Source organism: Lachnospiraceae bacterium JLR.KK002 (assembly GCA_036941025.1).
Classification (GTDB): domain Bacteria; phylum Bacillota; class Clostridia; order Lachnospirales; family Lachnospiraceae; genus Petralouisia.
The window spans coordinates 2,146,598-2,168,073 of record JAYMNP010000001.1; the positions used below are offsets into that span (position 1 = coordinate 2,146,598).

Sequence of the window (21,476 nt, forward strand, 5' to 3'; positions counted from 1 at the left end):
CGTCTAGCTGTTCCAATCAGAAAAAATCATCCGACAATCAGCGGGCATCACTCCTTTCACAACTCATTTTCTGCCTTGCAATCCCAAGATACAACATTAAAAAATCGTTGAAGTCCTTGCCGACTGGCGGCGGTTCATCAACGATTCGGTAGTCTTTCTGCAACAATTCTTTTAAGGCTGCGGTACATAAGCGACCTGCCTTGTCCTTATCCAGATGCAGATAGATGGTATTGATTTGCGGGTTTGCTTTCAAAAAAGTCGTGAGGGCAACGGGGATTTTGCTGTCCTTTATCTCTTTCTTTGGCTGATACACCCCCGAAAGAGAAAGCAGGTTTTCCGCTTTGTAATCTTTCCCCTCACACTTTAAATAAGTGGCATAGGACAATAAATCAATGGCAGCTTCAAATAAATGCACCGAAGCACACGGTTCTCTCGCCAGAAGCCGAAACGAATACCGCTTGTCGCTGCCCGATGCATCACGCTTAAAGCTGCTGATTGTGCCACGGCAGGCGGCGTATTTGGGCGTTCCGCTTTCATCCTTGCCGATAAAAACGGCGTTGTGGTAGTCGGCACTCTCGAAAATAATCCCCTCGGCGATGCACTCCTGGATAAGCTGATAATCAATGCCACGCCCGAAAAGATACTTCGCCACCCTGTCGCAATTTTTGTTTTTCGGCGGCAGGAGCAGCACCTTTGGCTCGTCTTTTTTCACGGCAGGAGGCGGCGGCTTCCAGTCCGCCATCGTCTGCCCCGTGAGGATTTCCACGGCTTCTACAAAGCCGTATTCCTTAACTTTCATCAGATAATCAAGGGCGGAATATCCGCCGAAGCCCCTCGACCACCAGTACCATTTGTCGTTGGAAATCTTTAGGCTGTCATGCTCTGCGGTACAGTACACGTTCGTTGTGCCTTTGACCTTGACAAGATTGCTCGGCTCATAAGCTCTAAGATAGGAAAGCAGGTCTATCTGCCTTACCTGTTCAAGCACGTCTGGGTCAATCTGCACATAAGCTCTGCTACTTTTCAATAAATAACATCACCTTTCTTTCCCAGACAAAATCTTTTCCGTCTTAACCATATAGGACTTAAAATCAGCGATGGTCTGGCGTAAATCTTCCATGTGAGAATCGTCCTTTTCAAGCCATTCCTCATAAATATCCCGCAAAAGATTCGGTGACTTCATAAGGGCTTTTACTGCCTGCGGGGAATAATCCGCTTCGGAAAAGCACTCTGCAATGTCACTCTTTATGATAATTTGATATGCGGCATCGTAAACTTCCTGCGGGCTTTTGCTTAGAATGTCCTCACGGAAATCGGCAAACTCACGCTGTACTTTTTCAGCCAGTTTTTGATTAAGGGACTGTCTGTACGCTTGGTAATCCAATTACACACCTCCTTGAAAATAAAATAAGCCGAAGGATTTTCGTTGTGAAAACCTCTCGGCTATGTAAAATGAAATTTATTATTCTGTAATGGTATATTCATCTTGATGCTCTTGTACAAAACTTCTTAACTGTTCTGTCATTTCTTTCATACCTTTTTGGATACGATATGCTTTTGATTTTAATGGTTCATCTCTGCCATATTTAATTTCTAATATCCAATCATGCACCGTATATAAATACTCTTTAGTGGCATCTTTCTCAATCGCAATATCCATTGTTTGTATTAAATATATCCTCAAACAGTATAAGATAAGTTCAAAAAAAATAACCATTTCCATCCCGCTTTTCAACCTATCTATCTTTTGAGTTTCTTTTAAAAAATGAGAATACCAATTTCTGGTATCTGATACTATTCTCAAAAAATTATATCGGTTTTTCCCCAAAAATGGAATAATGCCACAATTATAATTAGAATGCAATTTAAAAAACGGTGTTAAAGCTATATCCGCATGAACTAAATAATTTCCTACTTCATCACTTGCAGGAATATTATATTTCGTTCTTAAATCATTTTTAATTCGATTAAGTTGATTCCTGTTTGTAGGTATGTATGTAATTCCGTCTATTATATGTGTAAGCAATGTTATCTTATGTGCTATATTCATATACTGGTAATGTTTCGATACTAAATACTGCATGGAATAAATCGGCATTTGTGGTATTTGCTTAAACTTATCATACTTTTCTCCACATATCGTCTGTTCCGAAATTTCACATATATAAGAATCCTTTCTCTCGAAATATGAATAAGAAACATACTTATTCGCAAATTTACTCACATCAACTCCTTGTTCCCCCACTATCCATTCTTCAATCGTTGGAAAACTACCTAAATATAAAAACATCATGGATAAAAGCTCAAAAAGAAAAGAATTCAGCTTTTCATTACCCTTTCTTCCAGTAATTGTAACTTCTACGGAAGAATCTCTTTGTTCAAATTTCACCATGTTGTTACTTATTTTCACACAAAAATTTTGTATTTTACTTCGTTCAAAATATTTATGTTGCAATTTTGCAAATACAATTCCCATACACATCATCCTTAATTTCTAATATGATTTAAAATTATAGCATACATATAAATCCTTTTCCAGAAAATTTTTATGTGTATGTATGACTTAAACCACTTCCTTATTTTTATAAAAAGACGGCATCAGCACTCATGCCAACACCGTCTTTTTCTCGGTCAGTCCGTTATAAAATCCCTGCCTTTTTCAGATACCCTACGCTGTCATAACAGCCACGGAAGTAAACCGACTACATCTCCATATCCGTAAGTTTGTTCCTAAGCTCCATTACTTTAATAAGTGCGGCACATTCTTCCTCGGTCAATTCCGCCGATGTTTCCGTATCAAACACGCCTAAGACTTTCGGATATTTCTCATAAAGGCTCTCAATCTCGGCTCTCACGTCACGGTATTCCTCGTTTTCTCTGGACAGCTTTGCGATGACAGAACCAAGGTATTCATTAAAAATATTGCTGTGAACATCTACAAAGGTTTCAAATCTGAACGCATCAGACATTCTTCCTCACCTCCGACTTTTTCTTATCGTCCTTTATTCCACGAAGCCATATTCCTTAACTTTCATCAGATAATCAAGGGCAGAATAGCCGCCGAAGCCCCTCGACCACCAGTACCATTTGCCGTTGGAAATCTTTAAGCTGTCATGCTCGGCGGTACAGTACACGTTCGTTGTGCCTTTGACCTTGACAAGATTGCTCGGCTCATAAGCTCTAAGATAGGAAAGCAGGTCTATCTGCCTTACCTGTTCAAGCACGTCTGGGTCAATCTGCATATAGGGTTTAGATGCTCTCATTCAAATAAAAATCACCTCCAGAAATAGAATTAGCCGAAAGATTTTCGTAAATGAAAACCTCTCGGCTATGTAAAATAGTATTTAATTCCAATCATGATTTACAGATAAACATAAAATAGTCACTTTCTATTTCGGTAAAAAGCGATACAAACAAGGGCAAATACCATTGGAATAATAGCATATCCCGCATTTATCTTCCCACCATTATACAAAACATATCCTGCACCAACAAAGGTTAAAATAATAAATATTATGCTCAATATAAGAGCTGCTTTCTTCATAATGTCCTACCTTTAGATTCTGCTTCATAAGTCTGCTTTTACTTCCAGGCTGTAAATTTTAAATTATCCCGTCTTTTATATATCTACCATATAGAAAATTTATCTCTATTTAGCTATGTATCAAACAATGTTCAATTCTAACTATTGGGCATTAACAAATTAGTTTTTGCTTACTTTTCTGTGATTCCCAAAATATATTGATATGCAAATCCGATTCCATTACAAGTCAAGTTTTCACACATATGTGGTGGGTCGCTCTCTGAAAAACCCGTAGGACGTAATTCAAAACATCTTAATGAACCAAATTCTCTATCAAAGGCAGACGCAAAATTATAGCAGGCAGATACAATTTCATCTTCTGATTTTCCTATCATATGAAGATAAATTCCAATGAACATAAGCGTACCTTCAACTAAACCACATTGTGCCCTATATCCACCCGCGCCATGCAATCCAACCGCAGACCAGATTGTTTGCGGCTCAATGACAATTTCAAATAATTCGCTCAAACAGACAAGTGCTGTCCTTGCACAATTTATATCTTCTTTCCAGTACAATTCATGTACCCGCTTTGTTATATATTCTTTCATTAATATGACACCTCTATGATTTCCACATTTTATATCAAAACCAATTTGCCTGTTCTTTTCTAAATTGTGGTACATCGCCATGTTGATATGGGTTATAATTATTTAAATTACAGCCAAATTCTTTTAACAATTTTATTTTGTTATCAGATGTCCATTCGATAAGTGACATACCATCAAATTCCTCAATGCTACCATCGTTCATCTCATTCTTAAAATACCATTCTACAATAGTTTGGCTTTCCTTATGGAAGTACTGTTTTATATCCCATACAAGAACTTTACCACGAGTGTTCCATTCTTCAAACCAATGTTTAACGGTTATACGGTTTTCATATTTCGGACTCCAACTTTCAATATAAATAACATCTTCCGTAAAAATATCATCTATCCCTAAGTCTTTTTGTTGCAGCCACATATCAAACCACAAACGGATTATCCTTTCTCTTTGATTCATTATTCAACACCTCTATAAGCTAATGTTGTCAACGGCATTCATTTTCACTTCGTCGTCCAGTGCCATGCCTGTAGTTTTCTAAACGCTGTTTATAGCTTTGAGCAATCAGACTTTTTTCAGTAATACTACCGTCTGCATTGATAATATTGCCGTCCTCATTATTCCATGCCTTAATTGCTATATCCATTAATGGCTCTACAATCTTCATTGGCAATTCATCAAGATTATCAATTGCAAGCCACGGAAATGCACGAAACATTTTATCATTACCAATAAGGAACATATAGCCTATCAGCTCTTTTTCTCTAAAAACAAAATAAAACTGTGGCATTTTTTCTCCAAATGCCTTATCCATTATCCGACGCATTGTTTTTATACTTCCATATGCAGGAAAAAAACCAATGGAGCTTAAAGAATTTAAAGCGAATTTCCGTTGCTCAAGTGACATATTCCGATAATTATAAAACCGTTCCATACACCACCACACCTTTCAAATAAAATTCATCTAGGCGTTTGCGAAACGCCAGAACCCACATAAATACGGGATTCTTTTTGTTACAAAATAAAACAACTCCTCACTGGTTTGTGGTAAAATTGAGATGTCGAGTAACAATCAACCATCCACCAGAAAGGAGTTGTACCTACATGATACCATACAAACAGCTCTCTTTGGCAGATATTTTTACCGATTGCCAAAATAAATTTGATAATGATAAATATCAGTTCCTTGCACTTCTCGAAAATACCATCAACTTAGATGAAATGGTCCCAGTGTCCTTTATTTCTCATTTCCATGCCGCCACTGGCAGGCCCCGTAAGCATCTGCTTTATCCAATGCTCAGGGCTCTGTTATTACAGCTTATCTTCTCAATCCCAACAACATCCCTGCTGATTGTATTCCTGAAATACTCTCAGGAACTGCGGGACTTCTGCGGGTTTGATGTTGTCCCGGATGCCTCTAAATTCACCCGCTTCAAACAGGAGTTTTTATCGGACTTACAATCCATGTTCGACCATCTTGTTGACTTGACCGAACCGATATGCCATTCTATTGATACACAGAAAGCTTCCATGCTTCTCTTTGATACCTCCGGCATTGAGGCATGGGTTACAGAAAACAATCCCAAATATGCCAACCGTATCATCAAACAGCTGAAAGCCTTCAAAAAAGCAAAAGGGATGGACGATTCCTTTGACCCTTATAAAGCCGCCTACGGCTCCATGCCTTCCCATGCTGCCGCCAGTCCAGCCATTCAGCAGATGTACATTAACGGGCATTTCTGTTATGCTTATAAATTCGGTATTATTACCAACGGACTCGGCATTGTCCGGGATATTTCCTTTTATAACAAGGACTTTCTTGCGGCTCATCCTGACATCATTGTTGGAAAAAAATCTGATTCCCCGGATGAAGATAAGAGTCTTGCCGATTCCAGGGCATTGGTTCCCACTTTAAAAGATTTCTTTCGGAAGCATCCGCTTATCAATCCGAAAACTTTTCTGGGAGACGCCGCATTTGATTCCATTGAAATCTACAAATACCTGTTACAGGAAGCTTCCTTTGAGCAGGCTTACATTCCCCTCAACGGCAGAATCTCCCTTCCGGAATCCGACTGCCCGCTGAATAAGGACGGCATCCCCTGCTGCCCCAAAGACCCATCCCTTCCAATGAAACGGGAAGGAAGCAAATCCCATCTCCGCTGCGGACTGCCAACCATGAAGTTTGTATGCCCGAAAATGAAATGGGAGTGGAACAAACTTACAAAGAAATCAAAACGTGTCTGCCACTGTGAAAATCCCTGTACTGAATCCCCCTGCGGCAGGATGTTTTATATTTATCCCGAGAAAAACCTGCGCGCCTATCCTGGTACGCTTCGTGGTACGGCCGAATGGGATTCCACCTATAAGCTCAGGGTAAACGTTGAGAAATCAATCAACCATTTCAAGGACAGCTTCTGTGTTGCCGGACGTAAAACGCAGAATGAAAAAACGCTTCATGCTGACCTGCTTCTCGCCGGGATTACCCAGCTTATTACTGTAATGGTGGCTGATAAACTGCACAGGCATGAATATATCCGCAGTTTAAAACCTCTGATTGCATAACCTTACATACCGCATACCATTTCACGGGCAGATATCCTTATCTGCTTTGTTTTCATGTCTTAAAATCCTTGTTATCCACATCCACCTCCTGTAAGTCCGGCTCAACCGGGCCTTTGCCCTATTGGAATCAAGATTTTGAACTTGTTTCGCAATTACCTAAAAATTCATCTTTCTCTTTGTCACTCTTGATAACCAATGACAGCAATGACTTTTTCTTCTTTTAAAATGAAAGCAACTTTCTTCCCCTCTTTCAGCAATTCATTTTTACAAGTCAAAATATCTTCGGATACATTATTTGGAAGTTCAGATAAAACAATGTATTCACTATTATAAATACCAGATTTGTAATCTATAAAAATCTGCTCTAATTGTTCCAAACTAATTTCTTTTGCAGGCAACCATGAAAAAATATCTAATACTTTCATTAAAACCATCCCTCTTTACTCAATCCCCATAGCGTCTATTATACTTTAATAAAATAAAAATTTGGTCGCATCATAGTCATAACAAAATACTTCCTTTTGAATAAATGACTGCATTTCCTGAAATTTTTATATTATTATTGCTACATTCACAATAGAGAGTGCCTCCTCTTTTAGATAATTGTTTTGCCAATAGTTTATTTTTTCCCAACTTATTGCTCCATATTGGTACTAAAGTGCTGTGGGCAGAACCTGTTACTGGGTCTTCAAACATCAATTCTGGACAAAAATATCTCGAAACAAAATCAGCATTATTACCCTTTGCTGTTATTACAATTCCAAGCCAAGAATCTAATTTTTTAAGTTTCGTATAATCTGGAATATAATTTTTAACTTCTTCTTCATTATTCATTACTACATATAAATCCCGTTCAGAATAAAGCTCAAGCGGCTCAAAACTGAGTGATTCAACAATATCTGGCTTTTTCATAATACTCTGTGCTATTCTTTTTGGAAAAGTCATTTCATACAAATCCCCTTTTCGAATAACGCTTAAAACGCCACTAACAGTTTCAAAATTAACTTTATCTGAATTGCAATCTAAGTGATTAAAGACAATAAAGGCAGCTGCTAATGTTGCGTGACCACAAAGGTCTATTTCAAATGATGGCGTAAACCATCTTAATATATAATCCTTGCCATTCTTATAAATAAATGCTGTTTCGGATAAATTACTCAAACTTCCCACACCGATTGGTGTGCTGAACCTTGAAAAATCAATACTTTAGTCCATAAAAAAGGCACAAACCTGCACTTGATGGTATAATTGAATTGCGAATAACAATCACACAGCAAGGAGATTTATGCCATGTCAAGTATACCATATAATGCTGAAAACGGAAATGAGATTTCTAGCTCTGTCACAAATTTTATGACCCAATTCCAAATCGGGAAACTTCTTTTCAAATGTAATGCCGGTAAAGCAAAAGGGATTCCGGTAATCGAAGTGTTTCGATACCTGTTCTGTCTCATTTTCTCGGATCGAAGCATGTATATGCAGTGGAAAACAGGCATATTTGATGGTTCATTCTGCAAGAACACCGTTTATCGCTTCCTCAATAATGCGAAGATTAACTGGTCTCGGTTCACAACCTTGCTTTCAAGCCGGATCATTAACGATTTCATGAAGCCGCTTACGGATGAGAGCCGCAAAGATGTCTTCATTATTGATGACAGCCTGTTTGACCGTTCCCGTTCAAATAAAACGGAACTTCTGGCGAAAGTCTTCGACCACTGCTCTATGAAGTACAAGAGAGGTTACCGTATGCTGACACTTGGATGGTCCGATGGCAACTCCTTTGTTCCGATCAACCATCGTCTTCTGTCGGCAGCCGACGATAAAAACCTGCTCTGCAAAGCTGCAAACTTCGATGGACGTTCTCTTGCCGGGAAAAGGCGGAAAGAATCCAGACGAAAAGCAACAGAAGTCTTGATTGACCTGATCAGAGCAGCACAATCATCTGGAGTTTCTGCAAAATATGTGCTGTTCGACAGCTGGTTTTCATCACCCAAGACCATCACCGCCTTAAAGACAAACTGCGAATTGGACACAATCGCAATGGTTAAGAAAAGCAGTAAAATCAAATATGGCTATCAGGGTGGCAGATACAGCATCAAGGAAATCTATAAACAGTGCAGAAAACGCAGAGGACGCTCCAAATATCTGCTTTCCATTGACGTAACCGTTGGTGACGAGGCAATTGAGGCAAAAATCGTCTGTGTCCGGAACAAAAGCAAGAAAAAAGACTGGCTTGCCATCATCAGCACGGATACAACTCTCTCAGAGGAAGAAATCATCCGTATTTATGGGAAGCGCTGGGATATTGAGGTGTTTTTCAAGACCTGCAAATCCTGTCTGCATCTGGTAAAGGAGTGCCGGAGCCTTTCCTATGACGCTTTGACCGCTCATGTATCCATTGTTTTTGCACGATATATGATGCTTGCAGTTACACAGCGATGCAATACGGATGACAAAACGATTTGCGAACTGTTTTTCTGCCTCATGGATGAACTGGATGACATCACGTTCAGTCAATCCATGAGGATTATCATAGATGCACTAATGGATACCGTTATGGAATATTTCCACATCACAGAACAGCAGCTGGAGGAATTCACCGCCAGCTTTATTCAGCGGCTGCCAAAGTACATGCAAAAAGCATTGGAGTGCGGTTCAGCGGCTGCCTGAGCGCTATTTTGTGAGCTAAAGTATTGATTTTTCAAGGAGCAAATCCCATTTTTAATGTGGGAAGTTTGAGTAAATTATTTTCAAATGCTATATTTTGCATAACTTCATTGGAAAGTGTTTTTTCTGACACACATATGCAAGCTGGATTGCCACTAAACAACTTATCAGTAAAAGCATCAACCACATAGTAATCCATATTAGGCACCTTTCACACTTTAAATTTTTGTTTATTTTACCATATACTTATGAAATTTTCCACTACATGGTTATGTAAAAGACGGCATCAGCTTTCACACCAACACCGCCTTTTCCTCGGTCAGTCCATTATAAAATCCCTGCTTTTTTCAGATACCCTACGCTGTCATAGCATCCACGGAAGTAAACCGACTGCATCTCCATATCCGTAAGTTTGTTTCTAAGCTCCATTACTTTAATCAGTGTGGCACATTCCTCCTCGGTCAGTTCCACCGATGTTTCCGTATCAAACACACCTAAAACTTTCGGATATTTCTCATAAAGGCTCTCAATTTCAGCTCTTATGGCACGGTATTCCTCATTTTCTCTGGACAGCTTTGTGATGACAGAACCGAGGTATTCATTAAAGATATTGCTGTGGACATCTACAAAAGTTTCAAATCTGAATGCATCAGACATTGTTCCTCACCTCCGACTTTTTCTTACTGTCACTTATTATACTGCCCAGAAATCCTCAATACAAATGTGCAAACTGGATTTTACCTCTCTCTGTCTGTGCTTTTTTTCTCTGGCTGCTCATCGTTCTGCTCTGGCTCATCGTCAATAACAGCATTGTCCTTTTCATTCAGATTCAGTTCGATATTGAGGGCGTTCAGCCGCTCCGTCTTTTCTTTCAGCTCATCTTCAAAGGCAAATGGTTTCTTTACTTCCTCTTTTGCGGTTTCAAGCTGTGCGATGGTTTCCTCCTAGTATAATAATGGTGTAGTCAAGAATGACTACTGGTTAATAGTTACAAAGTCCAATCTAATAAATCTATATAGATATAACGGAAGGAGGAGTTCCCCCTCCATCAGAAGTTATAAAGTAACATTATTTACCATGTCTGAGGTTTCCTTAATGCACCAGACAAAAGATAGAGGTATAATCACTGGAGGCAGGATCATTGACGACACCTCCTTGGGAACCGGCCTTCCGGCTGGTGAAACCTCTTAGAAAGTCTGTCAGTCCATTCGGTGGTGATTTATGTTTTGGCTGGTTGGGAAGCCCCAGGCTATACCTGTATAAACCGCTAGGTTGTGTATCCGCCCTCTGGAAATGGATGCCTGCCAGAAAGGATAAAACCATGAAATACCCAAAAGTACTTATGATGCTTGAAAGCATCCCTTATCTCTCAGTCGGGCTTGATGTCGGCGCAGACTTCACCTGGATGTCCATCATGCTGCCCAATGGCATTCTCACCGGGAAACCTTTTAAGATCATTCATTCTGATCCGCAGTCCCGTGAGCTTGCTGTCGCAAAAATAAAGGAAGCACAAGAGATGTATTCCCTCGAAAGCCGCTGCTTCCTTGAGTCCACCGGGATCTACCACATCCCGCTCCTGTACTTCCTTCGTGATAAGGGGTTTGACTGCTCAGTCATTAATCCTATCATCACTAAGAATAGCACAAATATGAACGTAAGGAAACTGCATAATGATAAATTTGATTCAAAAAAAGCTGCCAAAGTCGGCCTGGATGCTTCCCTTAAGACTTCCATCATACCAGATGATGAGGTCATTGACCTGCGCAACCTGGTACGGGACTACTATTACTTCAAAGACCTGCAGTCCGCTGTCGTCCTGAAGCTCACGGCGGAACTGAAAGTGTCCTTTCCCGCATACCGGAAGGTGTTTAGCACGGTCACTACCCAAACTTCCTTAAATCTTCTGGAAGCTTACCCCTTTGCCGCAGACATGCTTGCCGCCCCAAAAGACATACTTGTGGAAACCATACGCAAAACCGCACGTTTCGGTGAAAAATATGCCGTTTCCAAATATGATGCCATACGTGCTGCCGCAAAGGACGCCGCTGTTTTCGGACGTGCGCTTCAAAGCAGTGCACTCCGGATCCGGCTGTATATCAAAACCTACCGGGAATACCAGGAGCATCTGGACAATATACTTGAGGACCTGCATAAGGCTGTTGATAAGCTGGAAGGGACGCCGGTTTATGACCGTATCTTCCTTCTCCAGTCCCTACGTGGTGTCGGTTTTCTCAGTGCAGCCGTCCTGATCGCTGAAATGGGCTCCTTTGACCTGTTTTCTTCCCCAAAGAAGCTTTATGCTTACTTCGGCTTGGATCCTGCCGTGAAGCAATCCGGCAAGTTCAATGGGGATAAAGTCCACATGTCCAAGAGGGGTTCTAGCCTTGCCAGGCGTATCCTGCATATGGTGGCTATCAATAATCTTAAGGTGGATAAAGGGACAAAAACACCAGTAAATCCAGTTATCCACGGCTATTATACCGACAAATGCAAAAGCAAGAAGAAAAACGTGGCTGTCGGGGCTGTCATGCATAAAATCTGCAATATCATTTTTGCCATGCTCCGGGATAATAAACCATTTGAGATCATCACTCCTCAGGAACACTGTGAGCGGTATCTGGCAGCGCATCCCGACAAGATACAGAACGCAGCCTAACAGGTTTATCATGAATTTTAAAGATTTCCACATGGGTGGGCTTATTAAAGTTACCCTTTTTTACATCAACTGCTTGAAAAAAACTTTTTTAACATTTTTCACTTTACCTATTGACATTTCTTAGCTGGACTTTCCGAACTGCTCATAAGCTGCGGCTACCTTGCCGCCTTTGTCGTAGGCAAAAATGCTCTTTCCCTCTGCGGTGGCTTCTACCGCACGGATGGAATGGGGTATCTGGGCATCAAAAACTTTAATTCTCTGCCCATAGGCACTCTTTACCGTTGCCATAATCTCTTTTGAGATGTTCGTGCGTGGCATTACCATTGTCATTAAGATACCGTCAATCCGCAGATGGGGATTGATTTGCCGTTTGACCTTAGACACGGAGCGAAGCAACAGCTCTAAACCCTTTGCAGAAAGATAATGTGGCTGTGTCGGGATAACCACGCTGTCAGCCGCCGCAAGAGCATTGATTGTCAGCATCCCCAAGCTCGGCATACAGTCAATAAGGACAGTATCATAGTTCTTCTTTACCCCATTGATGCAGGTTTTCAATACGCTTTCACGGCTTATGGCGTTAATGAGCCTTACTTCCAGCCCCGACAGTTCAATGTTGGACGGGAGCAGGTCAACGCCCTCGTCATGGTGCAGGATGCTTCTGGATACATCGACGGGTTTATCGTCAATGATGTCCTGCATGATGGTGGAGAGCGTGTCGGGCAAGTCGTCGGGGCGGCTGTAACCAAGCGACATGGTTAAATTTGCCTGTGCGTCGGCATCAATAAGCAGGACTTTTTTGCCTTGCTGTGCCAAAGCCACGCCCAGATTGACCGCCGTGGTGGTCTTTCCAACTCCGCCTTTCTGGTTGGTTAAAGCGATTACTTTGCAATTTGACATAGGGTGCGTCCTCCTTTCATTTAGATTTAGCCACTTTGTCAAGGTGGCTATGTAAGAGTACCAGAGAACGCAAAAAAGCCGCTTACTCTTAAAAAACAATAAGAATAAGCGGCTCTGTGATGTGCCTTAGACATATTCAATTTTCATTCTCTTAATCGTTGCGTTTACTACCTTAAATATCAACTCGTCAACGCAGTCCGTATATTTGCCTTACTGTATAAGCTGTTTTTTCAATCCCACAAGGCTATGTAATAAAATTCTTCTTTAGTCATTTATTTACAAACACTTGATGATAGCTTCAGATAAATTCTCACTCATTTACTAATTCTATTCCTCAAAATATAATAGTATAAAATTTCTTGTAAGAATCAATTTCATCTTCTAAAACTATCTTTCTATTACTCCTGCTTATATTTTTGTAAAGCATCTTTATACAAAGCAATGCTTTCGTCATAAAATCTTGTTCTATTTTGGAGTAACTCTTGAAATTTATCATATAGATTCTCATATATCACTTTATGTGCTTGATTATCAAGTTTACATGTTTCAATATTATCCATCTCGAAAGATTCATCTATATTTGTTGCTATATCTAATAAATATAACAAATCATCTTTTTTCATTTTATCTAGTTCAACCATCTCGCCATCTGCATTCAGAAAATATCCTTTGCCATTTTTAATCTCTAAGCATTTCATATTCTTTTCCTCTTTCCATGTAAGCACTCTCTCCCGCCTCCAAACAATCAAGAGTAGCCTGTAAATTTTTGATTTGTTTTCCTTTGTTGTTTTTCAAGTTTCTGTTAGTCGGATGTCCATAATATATTTCATATGAAATATCCTTATTGTTCTTAATAAATCTTTTTGTATGGACAAGAAAATCGGGTTTGATAGATGCACCCACTGTGCTATTATGGGTTACAATTATAACTGGCATCTCTTGTGATATTTCTCTCAACATATGATTCACTCTATTTCGTAGAAATATATTGTCAAAAGATGATTCTGGTTCGTCTACCATCAGAATATCATATTGATAAGCATCATTCACTTCTTGCAATAAATTAAATTCAGCTCTTTCACCGCCTGACACCTCAAAGCCAAACTGATTCAATATTCTATATTCAACATCTACAAAATATTCATAATATGCTGTATCTTCCAACATCTCTATCTCTTTTAATTTTTGTAAAAACATATAAGGGTCTTCATAGCAACTAAAAGCATCAGAAAAAGCAATTTTCCTTTTACTATGATTTTTAAGGCTACTTGCTCCAGAATACGGCTTAGTTCTTACTTCTATATTAAAGCCTTCTAAGTTCTTACAATATATCTGCCGTTCTTCCTTTAAACCTTTTACGATATCTTCAAATTTCTTGATTTTCGTACGATTCATTTGTACTGTATAAAAATTTACATCTGTTACACGAGTTGCTGCAGTTTTTGATTGCAATCTCTGTTTTATATTGCCGATTATATCATTCACCCATAGCTTTTTTAATACCACTTGTTGCTCTTTTACATATTCGTTAATTAAATCATTATGCAAAGCAATTAAGTTTTCACGTTTTACACTTTTCTCTACAATCTCTTTATACTGTGTAGTGCTTAATAGAACATCAACCGATTCTATTAATTTCTTTAAACTCTCCAAATCATTTATTTCAAACTCATTCTCAGCATAAAATTTACATTTGGAGAACATATCCGCTCTTTCTGTTTCCGAAGCATGTTTTTGCAATGAAGCCAAATAATTTTCTATATGTTTTTCATCTTTTTCTAATGAAATATCCTTTACATCATCTACAACTCTTATAAAAAACTCAAAATATTCTTTTGTTATTCCACTCTGTTTAATTGCAATTTTATCCGTAAAATCCTTTGCAGCTTTTTCTGGGTCTGTTTCCAAAAGTTCAAATTGTCTAATATATTTGATATTGTCAAAATATTTATATATCTGATTCAATGTGTGAGTTTTTCCAGACGACCTTTCACCGATAATAACATTTAATCCTGTTGACAACTCCAATTCTGGAAGAGCATAAAATTTCTTGTGACCTTCTGATTCAGATAAAGTAACTTTTTTCTTATCAGTCAGACACTTTTTAATTGCTTCTAAAGTAATTTCATCTACATCAAAAAAAGTCTGTCTAATTGGAAATACATCTACATTTTCTTTTGCCCTAAAGTCACTGAAATAAACAGGTGTTAATGACGGGTTATCCTTTTGGCAATAAATAAATTTCTTAATACTATTAACTTCCCCGCAAATAATATTATCTTTCAATTCAGCTAAGATTTTTTTATCTATACTTGGCTTTTTATCATAGTGAGGAATCAACAAAAACCTATCCAACTTACCAAAAAATCTTTTCAATTGTTCCACTGTTATGCTATCTTTTTCAGACTGTATTTCTTTTTGAACACATTCACATTTATGACTAAATTCTTCTACATCATCTTGTTTTGCTATAACAAGCAAATGCCCTGCATTATTTCCGATATTTATTTCTATTCCTGGAAAAACAATGGTATCGGACAACTTTAAAGCTATTTCTCTATATTGTGCTAAATCAAACATATTATGATTAGTAATAGCAATGGCATCTATTTTCCTCTCTTTTACATATTGTTCCAACATTTCCATACTAAATGTAAATGAAACATCACTTATAGTCGACAACGTATGGATGTGCAAATCAAACTTTTTCATAATCTTTACCAGTACCTCCCTCATCAAATTACATTTTAATCATTACAAGAAGTATCCTACCAGTTCTAAACTACCATCAAATCATACGAAAATGTTCCAACGCCTCCCTTATAGCAGCTTCTTTCTCTGGCGGGCATTTCGGCTGTCTGGAATTTTCCGATTTCGGCAGGTTATAATTTGCCCTCTCAATAATGCCGCATTTCTGCTTTACCTGTGCAATATACAAGTTGCTGACTTTCAATCCCGTATGCTTCAGTACATAATCCTTGATTTCCTCATAAGTGGCTTTGCTCTCCGCAGCTGTCAAATCAAGCTCGTCCATCTGAAGCTCCACCTCGATATGTTGGTCTGCATGAAGTTTGGACAATAAACATACCGTCTCAATATTAGCGGTGGCGGGGAACATGTCCACGCAGCAAATCCGCTCTGCCATATACCCGCTCGCCTGAAGCACTTCCAGATCTCTCGTCAGGCTGGTGGGTTTACATGAAATATATACCATCTGTTTTACTCCATAACGGATAATCCGTTCCAGTGTCTTCGGATGTATTCCTTCCCGCGGAGGGTCCAGTACAATGAAATCCGGTTTTTCTTCAATTTCATCCAGCACCTTCAGCACATCGCCTGTCCGAAATTCACAATTATCCAGCCCGTTTAATTTTGCATTTTCCCTGGCCGCTTCCACTGCTTCTTCCACAATCTCCACACCAATTACCTTTTTCGCCACAGGAGCCAGAATCTGGGCAATCGTCCCGGTTCCGCTATACAAATCGTATACCACCTTGCCTGTTCCGGCATCTGCAATATACCCTCTGGCTGTTTCATACAGAACCTCGGCTCCCAGTGAATTTGTCTGAAAAAAAGAAAAAGGTGAAATCCGAAAACGCAGCCCCAGCAGTTCTTCATAAAAATAATCCACGCCAGACAGAATTCTGGTTCCATGATTAATCACCGCATCAGCCAGACTGTCATTATGGGTATGCAGAATTCCCACAATCCTGCCCTTCAGTTTCAGATTGAGCAGTTCAGAACAAAATCCCTCTAATACATTCTGTTCTGCGGCTTCTCCCATTTGCGTAGTGGTAACCAGGTCTATCAGAATTTCTCCTGTTTTTTCTGCCTTTCGCACCAGAAGATGTCTGAGATATCCGGTATGGCGCATTTTATGATAATATGGAATACCTTTTTTCCCTCCTGTTTCCTCCATGGGATTCTCACAGTTCCGGAACCAGAACAGCGTTGCCGATAAAATATCAGAATAATCCTGGTCTACAATTTTACAGCCTTCTGCGGTTACAATATCATGAAAACTTCCTCTTTTATGCATACCCAATTCCAATGGCCCGTCTTTATAGCTGTCTCCAAAAGAAAATTCCATTTTGTTGCGATATTCCAATTGCCTTGGGCTTTTTCTAATTCCCTCGAATCGTTCATCGAACGGTTTCATCGCATATGCTTTTTCATAAGGAGCACAGACCGGCTCCAGCAGTTCCCGAACCTGCTGTTCCTTTAATTTCAGCTGTGTTTCATAAGCAAGATTCAAAAATGTGCAGCCTCCGCAGGCTCCGAAATGTTCGCAGGGCACATGCTCCAGTTCCATAGGGGATTTTTCCAGAACCTCCAGCAGTCTTCCCTCACCTTTTCCTTTTCGCACCTTAGTAATGGAAAAAGAAACTTTCTGTCCTGGCACTACATTTTTCACCACAACGATTCTCCCATCCTCTGCTCTGATAATTCCTTTATTGGGAAATACCACTTTTTCCACCAGGCCATCATATATCTGTCCTTTTTTCATAACTTACCTCATTTCTGTGTGTAATCTCCAAATACAGGAAATACGTCAGAATTTCCCATACTTTAAAAAAGAATTTCGCTTTACGAAATTCTGCGCCGCAAATGTGTCGCCCTGGCGACATATTTCCTTTGCATTTGCGTGTGCATCTTTGTTTTTCTCTTATAGGAAGACACTTTCACGCTTTAGCGTAACAAGGTATTTCCTGTAAGAGAAAAAAGCGGACAGGTCCGCAGGGGCTCCCTGAATCCCTCAATCATAAGGGGCGCCGGACATCCTGTGGATGTCCGTTTAGCGTGGACCGAAGCGGAGCGTAGACCTGGACGGTTTGCTGCGCCATTTGCGGTGTGTCAGAGCATACGCAGTATGCTGAACGTATCGCGTTTAAGCACAATTGCGAAGCAATATTTTCCTCCTGTGCGAGTACGCATCCCGCCCGCAGGGCCTTATCTTATAGGAAATCTATACATTTTAGTACTTCACAGTAGCACGGTATTTCCTGTAAGATGAAAAGACTCCCGCATTCCATGCGGGAGTCCAGACATCTGATTCTTATTCTTCTGTTTCATCCTCATCATCAAAGAAATCATCTTCGAAATCTTCATCAAAATCATCTTCGAAATCTTCCAGATAATCCGGTGTGAAGAAACGATAGATACCATAAGCAATCGCTGCAACTGCCACAACCGCTCCTGCAATGGCGCATACCCAAAGTACCTTTGATTTCTTCTTTTCCTCTTCCTGTCTGTGTAACAGCTCATTCAGTTTTACTGTGCTCAACAGTTCATCAATCTTTTCTCTATTCATGATTACCGCTCCTTCTCCTCTTTTTTGTGGTTGGATTTCCAACCAGTTGTTGGTATAAGTATAACACATATTTACTCATTAGCATACCAGTTTTTTGAAATTTTATACTTTTTTTAGTTTTGCAAAAGAAGCAAACATTTTTTTCGTTCCCACCCGGTCAAAATCCACCGTTATTTCATAGTCTCTGCCGCCCTCCACAATACCGGTCACCGTACCTTCCCCAAATTTCATATGTTTTACCCGATCCCCGCTGGTATACTCCAGTACGATTTTCCCTGTGCTGCTGCTGGAAAATGAAGTACTCTGATACGGGTTTGTCTGATATTTATTCCTGGTACTGAACACGGGATTTACTCTGGAAGCCGCCTGGCGAAAGGATTTTTCCTGTATTCCTGCGGAAGAATCCGTTTCCTTTTTTCTTACCATTCCCCCCAGCAGACCGACAGGAATCTCCTTCACAAATCGCGATACCTTATTATACTGGGTTTCTCCCCGTATCATGCGCTGTCTGGCACAGGTAATTGATAAATCTGTCATGGCACGGGTAATTCCCACATAACAGAGTCTCCGTTCTTCTTCTATCTCAGAAGGGTCATCCGATACAATACTCATATAACCAGGAAAGATTCCATCTTCCATACCGGTAAGATATACATTGGGAAACTCCAGTCCTTTTGCACTATGTAATGTCATTAAAACCACATAATCACTGCCTTCCTGCAGTGTATCAATATCCGCAACCAAAGCTACCTCTTCCAGAAATCCGCTCAGAGTGGGTGTTTCCTCAGATACCTCATAAGCCACGGCCTTACTGATTAATTCATCAATATTCTCAATACGCGCCTGAGCTTCATCGGAATCCTCCGCCTCCAGCTCGGCCACATATCCGGTTTCCTCAATGATTTCCTGCAAAAGTTCGGAAACGCCCAGATATTCCAGCTTACTCCGCATGGTCTGAATCAGATTCACAAACGGTTTTATTTTCGCTCCGGCTTTTCCAAGAGATGTTATATCATCCGCCTGCCTCAGAGCATCGTAAAAGCTCAGGTTATGTTCCTCCGCATAAACCTGTACGCGTCCCAGAGTTGTAGCTCCGATTCCACGCTTTGGCACATTGATAATCCGCCGGACTGCCAGGTCGTCCTTCCCATTGTCTATGGTCTTCAGATAAGCAAGCAAATCCTTGATTTCTTTTCTTGCGTAAAAATTAATGCCGCCCACAATCCGGTAGGGAATATTCGACACTACAAATTTTTCTTCAAATAAGCGGGACTGAGCGTTGGTGCGGTAAAGAATGGCGCATTCTCCGTAATTGCAGTTTCCCTCCCGTACTTTTCTCTGTATATCTCCCGCAATATATTCCGCCTCCTCATACCCGGTCTCAAACTGACTGAAATTAATCTTTTCCCCCTCATCATTATCTGTCCACAGCTTTTTGGATTTCCGGCCCACATTATGGGCAATCACACCATTTGCCGCATTCAGAATATTCTGAGTGGAACGGTAATTCTGCTCCAGTTTAATCACTTTTGCTTCCGGATACACCTCCTCAAAATTCAGTATATTTTTGATATTGGCGCCGCGGAATTTATAAATAGACTGATCATCATCCCCCACCACACAAAGATTCTGATATTTTCCAGCAAGAAGTTTTATCAGATGAAACTGTGCTGTATTCGTATCCTGGTACTCGTCCACCATAATATAATGAAACCGTTCCTGATAGTAATCCAGCACCTCCCTGTCATTTCGGAAAAGCTCCACAGCCTTTACAAGCAGATCATCAAAATCCAGCGCGTTATTCTTATGAAGGGCGGCCTGATATTCCCGGTACACGGCTGCCTGCCTTTCTTTCACGAAATCGCCTGCTGCACGCAGGGTAAATTCCTCCGGGGATATCAGTTCATCTTTGGCCGAAGAAATTACACCCAGAAAATTCTTCTCTTTGTAAATCTTCGTGTCTATCTGCAGCCGCTTACAGATATCTTTCATCAGCACTTTCTGATCATCCGCATCATAAATGGTAAAATTCGTATCATACCCCAAACGATCTATATAACGTCTTAAAATCCTCACACAGGTGGAATGAAAGGTGGAAACCCATACACTCTCCGAGCCGAATCCCACCATTTTATCAATACGTTCCCGCATCTCTCCCGCCGCTTTATTGGTAAATGTAATTGCCATAATATGCCAGGGATTCACACCCCGTTCTCCAATCAGATGGGCAACTCTGTGGGTCAGCACTCTGGTCTTTCCGGAACCGGCTCCTGCCAGAATCAGCAGGGGCCCTTCTGTGTGCAGCACAGCCTCCTGCTGCATGGGATTCAACTTATCGTACATACTCATATTCTTTCCTCTCAACTTCAAACGTATGTTTATTATAGTAAATATTCTTCTACATTTCAACCTGTTTCCGGCTATATTTCAGAAAAACTCACAAAACACTTGTTATCTGGTTTTTAATACTATATAATGTACTTTGAGGTGAAACAAATGACAATAGATGAAAAAGATTTACTGAACAGTATCCTGGAAAGTCTGGCACGTATTGATTACATCAAGCCGGAAGAACTTCCCAACATAGATTTATACATGGATCAGGTCACTACCTTTATGGACGCTCAGCTCTCCGTATCCAAGCGCCGCCCGGAAGACAAGGTTCTTACCAAAACAATGATTAATAACTATGCCAAGAACAACCTGCTTCCGCCCCCGGTAAAAAAGAAATATTCCAAAGAACATCTGCTTGCTCTGATATTTATTTACTATTTTAAAAATATTCTGAGTATCGGCGATATACAGGCCATACTGAATCCTGTCACCGAACGCTATTTTGCCTCAGATTCACAGCCGAATCTGGAAGACATCTATTCTGAGGTGTTCCGCCTGGAAGAAGCTGAAATACGGAACCTGCAGAAAGACATTACCAAAAAATACCACACCAGCCAGCAGACGTTTTCTGACACTTCCCCGGAGGAAAAAGAATCTCTGCAGCATTTTGCTTTTATCTGTATGCTGAGCTTTGACGTCTATATCAAAAAGCAATTAATTGAAAAATTAATCGACGCAAAGAGTGTGAAACACGAGAAACCCGCCGGAAAACATTCCAAAGCTCCTGAGAATAACTGATTTACCGTGAGGATGCGGCAAAATAAGAAAGTATTTCCATATGCAGGAATACATGTGGATAATATCACAGCTGCCTGTTGCGGCATTTCTCATTTGCAGCACCCTCATTCCATTTTTCCGCA

General features: G+C 40.2%; 21 protein-coding genes and 2 pseudogenes. 4 read left to right on the forward strand and 19 right to left on the reverse strand.

The window, feature by feature from the left end:
• Positions 1–37: 37 nt before the first annotated feature.
• The 9 genes and pseudogenes from VSQ32_10370 to VSQ32_10410 all read right to left on the reverse strand — a co-directional run bounded on the left by VSQ32_10370 (position 38) and on the right by VSQ32_10410 (position 5,063).
• A complete protein-coding gene (locus tag VSQ32_10370; GenBank protein MEH2943252.1) occupies positions 38–1,027 on the reverse strand; it encodes a DUF3991 and TOPRIM domain-containing protein in 990 nt (329 codons plus the stop codon).
• A 9-nt stretch (positions 1,028–1,036) separates the two neighbouring features.
• Complete coding sequence (locus VSQ32_10375) at positions 1,037–1,384, reverse strand: DUF3848 domain-containing protein (protein ID MEH2943253.1); 348 nt, start codon at positions 1,382–1,384, stop codon at positions 1,037–1,039.
• A gap of 78 nt (positions 1,385–1,462) precedes the next feature.
• Positions 1,463–2,476, reverse strand: a complete 1,014-nt coding sequence (locus VSQ32_10380; GenBank protein MEH2943254.1) for a hypothetical protein — start codon at positions 2,474–2,476, stop codon at positions 1,463–1,465.
• A 226-nt stretch (positions 2,477–2,702) separates the two neighbouring features.
• The gene (locus VSQ32_10385; protein MEH2943255.1) at positions 2,703–2,969 is read right to left on the reverse strand and encodes a hypothetical protein; all 267 of its coding nucleotides are present in this window, start codon (positions 2,967–2,969) and stop codon (positions 2,703–2,705) included.
• A 36-nt stretch (positions 2,970–3,005) separates the two neighbouring features.
• Positions 3,006–3,263: pseudogene (locus VSQ32_10390) on the reverse strand (topoisomerase).
• Between the two features lie 119 nt (positions 3,264–3,382).
• On the reverse strand, positions 3,383–3,544 hold the full coding sequence (locus tag VSQ32_10395; protein ID MEH2943256.1) for a hypothetical protein: 162 nt from the start codon (positions 3,542–3,544) through the stop codon (positions 3,383–3,385).
• 170 nt (positions 3,545–3,714) lie between these two features.
• Entirely contained in the window at positions 3,715–4,134 is a 420-nt protein-coding gene (locus VSQ32_10400; GenBank protein ID MEH2943257.1) for a C-GCAxxG-C-C family protein, read from the reverse strand.
• Between the two features lie 34 nt (positions 4,135–4,168).
• Positions 4,169–4,588 (reverse strand): nuclear transport factor 2 family protein, encoded by a 420-nt coding sequence (locus VSQ32_10405; protein MEH2943258.1) that lies wholly within the window; start codon positions 4,586–4,588, stop codon positions 4,169–4,171.
• 28 nt (positions 4,589–4,616) lie between these two features.
• Complete coding sequence (locus VSQ32_10410) at positions 4,617–5,063, reverse strand: hypothetical protein (protein MEH2943259.1); 447 nt, start codon at positions 5,061–5,063, stop codon at positions 4,617–4,619.
• 170 nt (positions 5,064–5,233) lie between these two features.
• Here VSQ32_10410 and VSQ32_10415 point away from each other — a divergent pair.
• Positions 5,234–6,629 (forward strand): annotated as a pseudogene (locus tag VSQ32_10415) (transposase).
• Between the two features lie 241 nt (positions 6,630–6,870).
• Here VSQ32_10415 and VSQ32_10420 read toward each other — a convergent pair.
• Both VSQ32_10420 and VSQ32_10425 read right to left on the reverse strand, forming a co-directional pair.
• On the reverse strand, positions 6,871–7,116 hold the full coding sequence (locus tag VSQ32_10420; GenBank protein ID MEH2943260.1) for a hypothetical protein: 246 nt from the start codon (positions 7,114–7,116) through the stop codon (positions 6,871–6,873).
• A gap of 76 nt (positions 7,117–7,192) precedes the next feature.
• Entirely contained in the window at positions 7,193–7,852 is a 660-nt protein-coding gene (locus VSQ32_10425) for a PhzF family phenazine biosynthesis protein (GenBank protein ID MEH2943261.1), read from the reverse strand.
• A 129-nt stretch (positions 7,853–7,981) separates the two neighbouring features.
• Between VSQ32_10425 and VSQ32_10430 the strand changes: the two genes are divergently transcribed.
• Positions 7,982–9,361 carry a transposase gene (locus VSQ32_10430; protein ID MEH2943262.1) on the forward strand — a complete coding sequence of 460 codons (1,380 nt, stop codon included), beginning with the start codon at positions 7,982–7,984 and terminating at the stop codon, positions 9,359–9,361.
• Positions 9,362–9,392: 31 nt separating this feature from the next.
• Here the strand turns inward: VSQ32_10430 and VSQ32_10435 are convergent, their stop codons facing one another.
• Together VSQ32_10435 and VSQ32_10440 are read right to left on the reverse strand one after the other, a co-directional pair.
• Positions 9,393–9,557 carry a PhzF family phenazine biosynthesis protein gene (locus tag VSQ32_10435; GenBank protein MEH2943263.1) on the reverse strand — a complete coding sequence of 55 codons (165 nt, stop codon included), beginning with the start codon at positions 9,555–9,557 and terminating at the stop codon, positions 9,393–9,395.
• A gap of 128 nt (positions 9,558–9,685) precedes the next feature.
• Positions 9,686–10,015 (reverse strand): DUF6664 family protein, encoded by a 330-nt coding sequence (locus tag VSQ32_10440; protein MEH2943264.1) that lies wholly within the window; start codon positions 10,013–10,015, stop codon positions 9,686–9,688.
• Positions 10,016–10,679: 664 nt separating this feature from the next.
• Here VSQ32_10440 and VSQ32_10445 point away from each other — a divergent pair.
• Complete coding sequence (locus VSQ32_10445; GenBank protein MEH2943265.1) at positions 10,680–12,014, forward strand: IS110 family transposase; 1,335 nt, start codon at positions 10,680–10,682, stop codon at positions 12,012–12,014.
• Positions 12,015–12,134: 120 nt separating this feature from the next.
• On the opposite strand, the gene VSQ32_10450 is transcribed toward VSQ32_10445, so the two are convergent.
• From VSQ32_10450 to pcrA, 6 genes are all read right to left on the reverse strand, one after another.
• The gene (locus VSQ32_10450) at positions 12,135–12,911 is read right to left on the reverse strand and encodes an AAA family ATPase (GenBank protein ID MEH2943266.1); all 777 of its coding nucleotides are present in this window, start codon (positions 12,909–12,911) and stop codon (positions 12,135–12,137) included.
• Between the two features lie 398 nt (positions 12,912–13,309).
• Positions 13,310–13,609 carry a hypothetical protein gene (locus VSQ32_10455; protein ID MEH2943267.1) on the reverse strand — a complete coding sequence of 100 codons (300 nt, stop codon included), beginning with the start codon at positions 13,607–13,609 and terminating at the stop codon, positions 13,310–13,312.
• A complete protein-coding gene (locus VSQ32_10460; GenBank protein MEH2943268.1) occupies positions 13,590–15,623 on the reverse strand; it encodes a PHP domain-containing protein in 2,034 nt (677 codons plus the stop codon). The genes VSQ32_10455 and VSQ32_10460 overlap by 20 nt, the downstream gene beginning before the upstream one ends.
• Positions 15,624–15,699: 76 nt before the next feature.
• Positions 15,700–17,418, reverse strand: coding sequence for a 23S rRNA (uracil(1939)-C(5))-methyltransferase RlmD (gene rlmD / locus VSQ32_10465; protein ID MEH2943269.1), 1,719 nt, complete (start codon positions 17,416–17,418; stop codon positions 15,700–15,702).
• 549 nt (positions 17,419–17,967) lie between these two features.
• Complete coding sequence (locus VSQ32_10470; protein MEH2943270.1) at positions 17,968–18,222, reverse strand: hypothetical protein; 255 nt, start codon at positions 18,220–18,222, stop codon at positions 17,968–17,970.
• Between the two features lie 102 nt (positions 18,223–18,324).
• Positions 18,325–20,571: a DNA helicase PcrA gene (gene pcrA, locus VSQ32_10475; protein MEH2943271.1), complete on the reverse strand. Its 2,247-nt coding sequence runs from the start codon at positions 20,569–20,571 to the stop codon at positions 18,325–18,327.
• Positions 20,572–20,718: 147 nt separating this feature from the next.
• Here pcrA and VSQ32_10480 point away from each other — a divergent pair, with 147 nt between their 5' ends.
• The gene (locus VSQ32_10480; protein ID MEH2943272.1) at positions 20,719–21,354 is read left to right on the forward strand and encodes a DUF1836 domain-containing protein; all 636 of its coding nucleotides are present in this window, start codon (positions 20,719–20,721) and stop codon (positions 21,352–21,354) included.
• Positions 21,355–21,476: the final 122 nt, after the last annotated feature.

Coding starts and splice junctions, on each gene's coding strand:
- VSQ32_10430 (MEH2943262.1), top strand. CDS start 7,982: ATGTCAAGTATACCATATAATGCTGAAAACGGAAATGAGATTTCTAGC.
- VSQ32_10405 (MEH2943258.1), bottom strand. CDS start 4,588: ATGAATCAAAGAGAAAGGATAATCCGTTTGTGGTTTGATATGTGGCTG.
- VSQ32_10385 (MEH2943255.1), bottom strand. CDS start 2,969: ATGTCTGATGCGTTCAGATTTGAAACCTTTGTAGATGTTCACAGCAAT.
- VSQ32_10410 (MEH2943259.1), bottom strand. CDS start 5,063: ATGGAACGGTTTTATAATTATCGGAATATGTCACTTGAGCAACGGAAA.
- VSQ32_10450 (MEH2943266.1), bottom strand. CDS start 12,911: ATGTCAAATTGCAAAGTAATCGCTTTAACCAACCAGAAAGGCGGAGTT.
- VSQ32_10380 (MEH2943254.1), bottom strand. CDS start 2,476: ATGGGAATTGTATTTGCAAAATTGCAACATAAATATTTTGAACGAAGT.
- VSQ32_10435 (MEH2943263.1), bottom strand. CDS start 9,557: ATGGATTACTATGTGGTTGATGCTTTTACTGATAAGTTGTTTAGTGGC.
- VSQ32_10420 (MEH2943260.1), bottom strand. CDS start 7,116: ATGAAAGTATTAGATATTTTTTCATGGTTGCCTGCAAAAGAAATTAGT.
- VSQ32_10400 (MEH2943257.1), bottom strand. CDS start 4,134: ATGAAAGAATATATAACAAAGCGGGTACATGAATTGTACTGGAAAGAA.
- VSQ32_10480 (MEH2943272.1), top strand. CDS start 20,719: ATGACAATAGATGAAAAAGATTTACTGAACAGTATCCTGGAAAGTCTG.
- VSQ32_10460 (MEH2943268.1), bottom strand. CDS start 15,623: ATGAAAAAGTTTGATTTGCACATCCATACGTTGTCGACTATAAGTGAT.
- VSQ32_10470 (MEH2943270.1), bottom strand. CDS start 18,222: ATGAATAGAGAAAAGATTGATGAACTGTTGAGCACAGTAAAACTGAAT.
- rlmD (MEH2943269.1), bottom strand. CDS start 17,418: ATGAAAAAAGGACAGATATATGATGGCCTGGTGGAAAAAGTGGTATTT.
- VSQ32_10455 (MEH2943267.1), bottom strand. CDS start 13,609: ATGAAATGCTTAGAGATTAAAAATGGCAAAGGATATTTTCTGAATGCA.
- VSQ32_10395 (MEH2943256.1), bottom strand. CDS start 3,544: ATGAAGAAAGCAGCTCTTATATTGAGCATAATATTTATTATTTTAACC.
- VSQ32_10445 (MEH2943265.1), top strand. CDS start 10,680: ATGAAATACCCAAAAGTACTTATGATGCTTGAAAGCATCCCTTATCTC.
- pcrA (MEH2943271.1), bottom strand. CDS start 20,571: ATGAGTATGTACGATAAGTTGAATCCCATGCAGCAGGAGGCTGTGCTG.
- VSQ32_10440 (MEH2943264.1), bottom strand. CDS start 10,015: ATGTCTGATGCATTCAGATTTGAAACTTTTGTAGATGTCCACAGCAAT.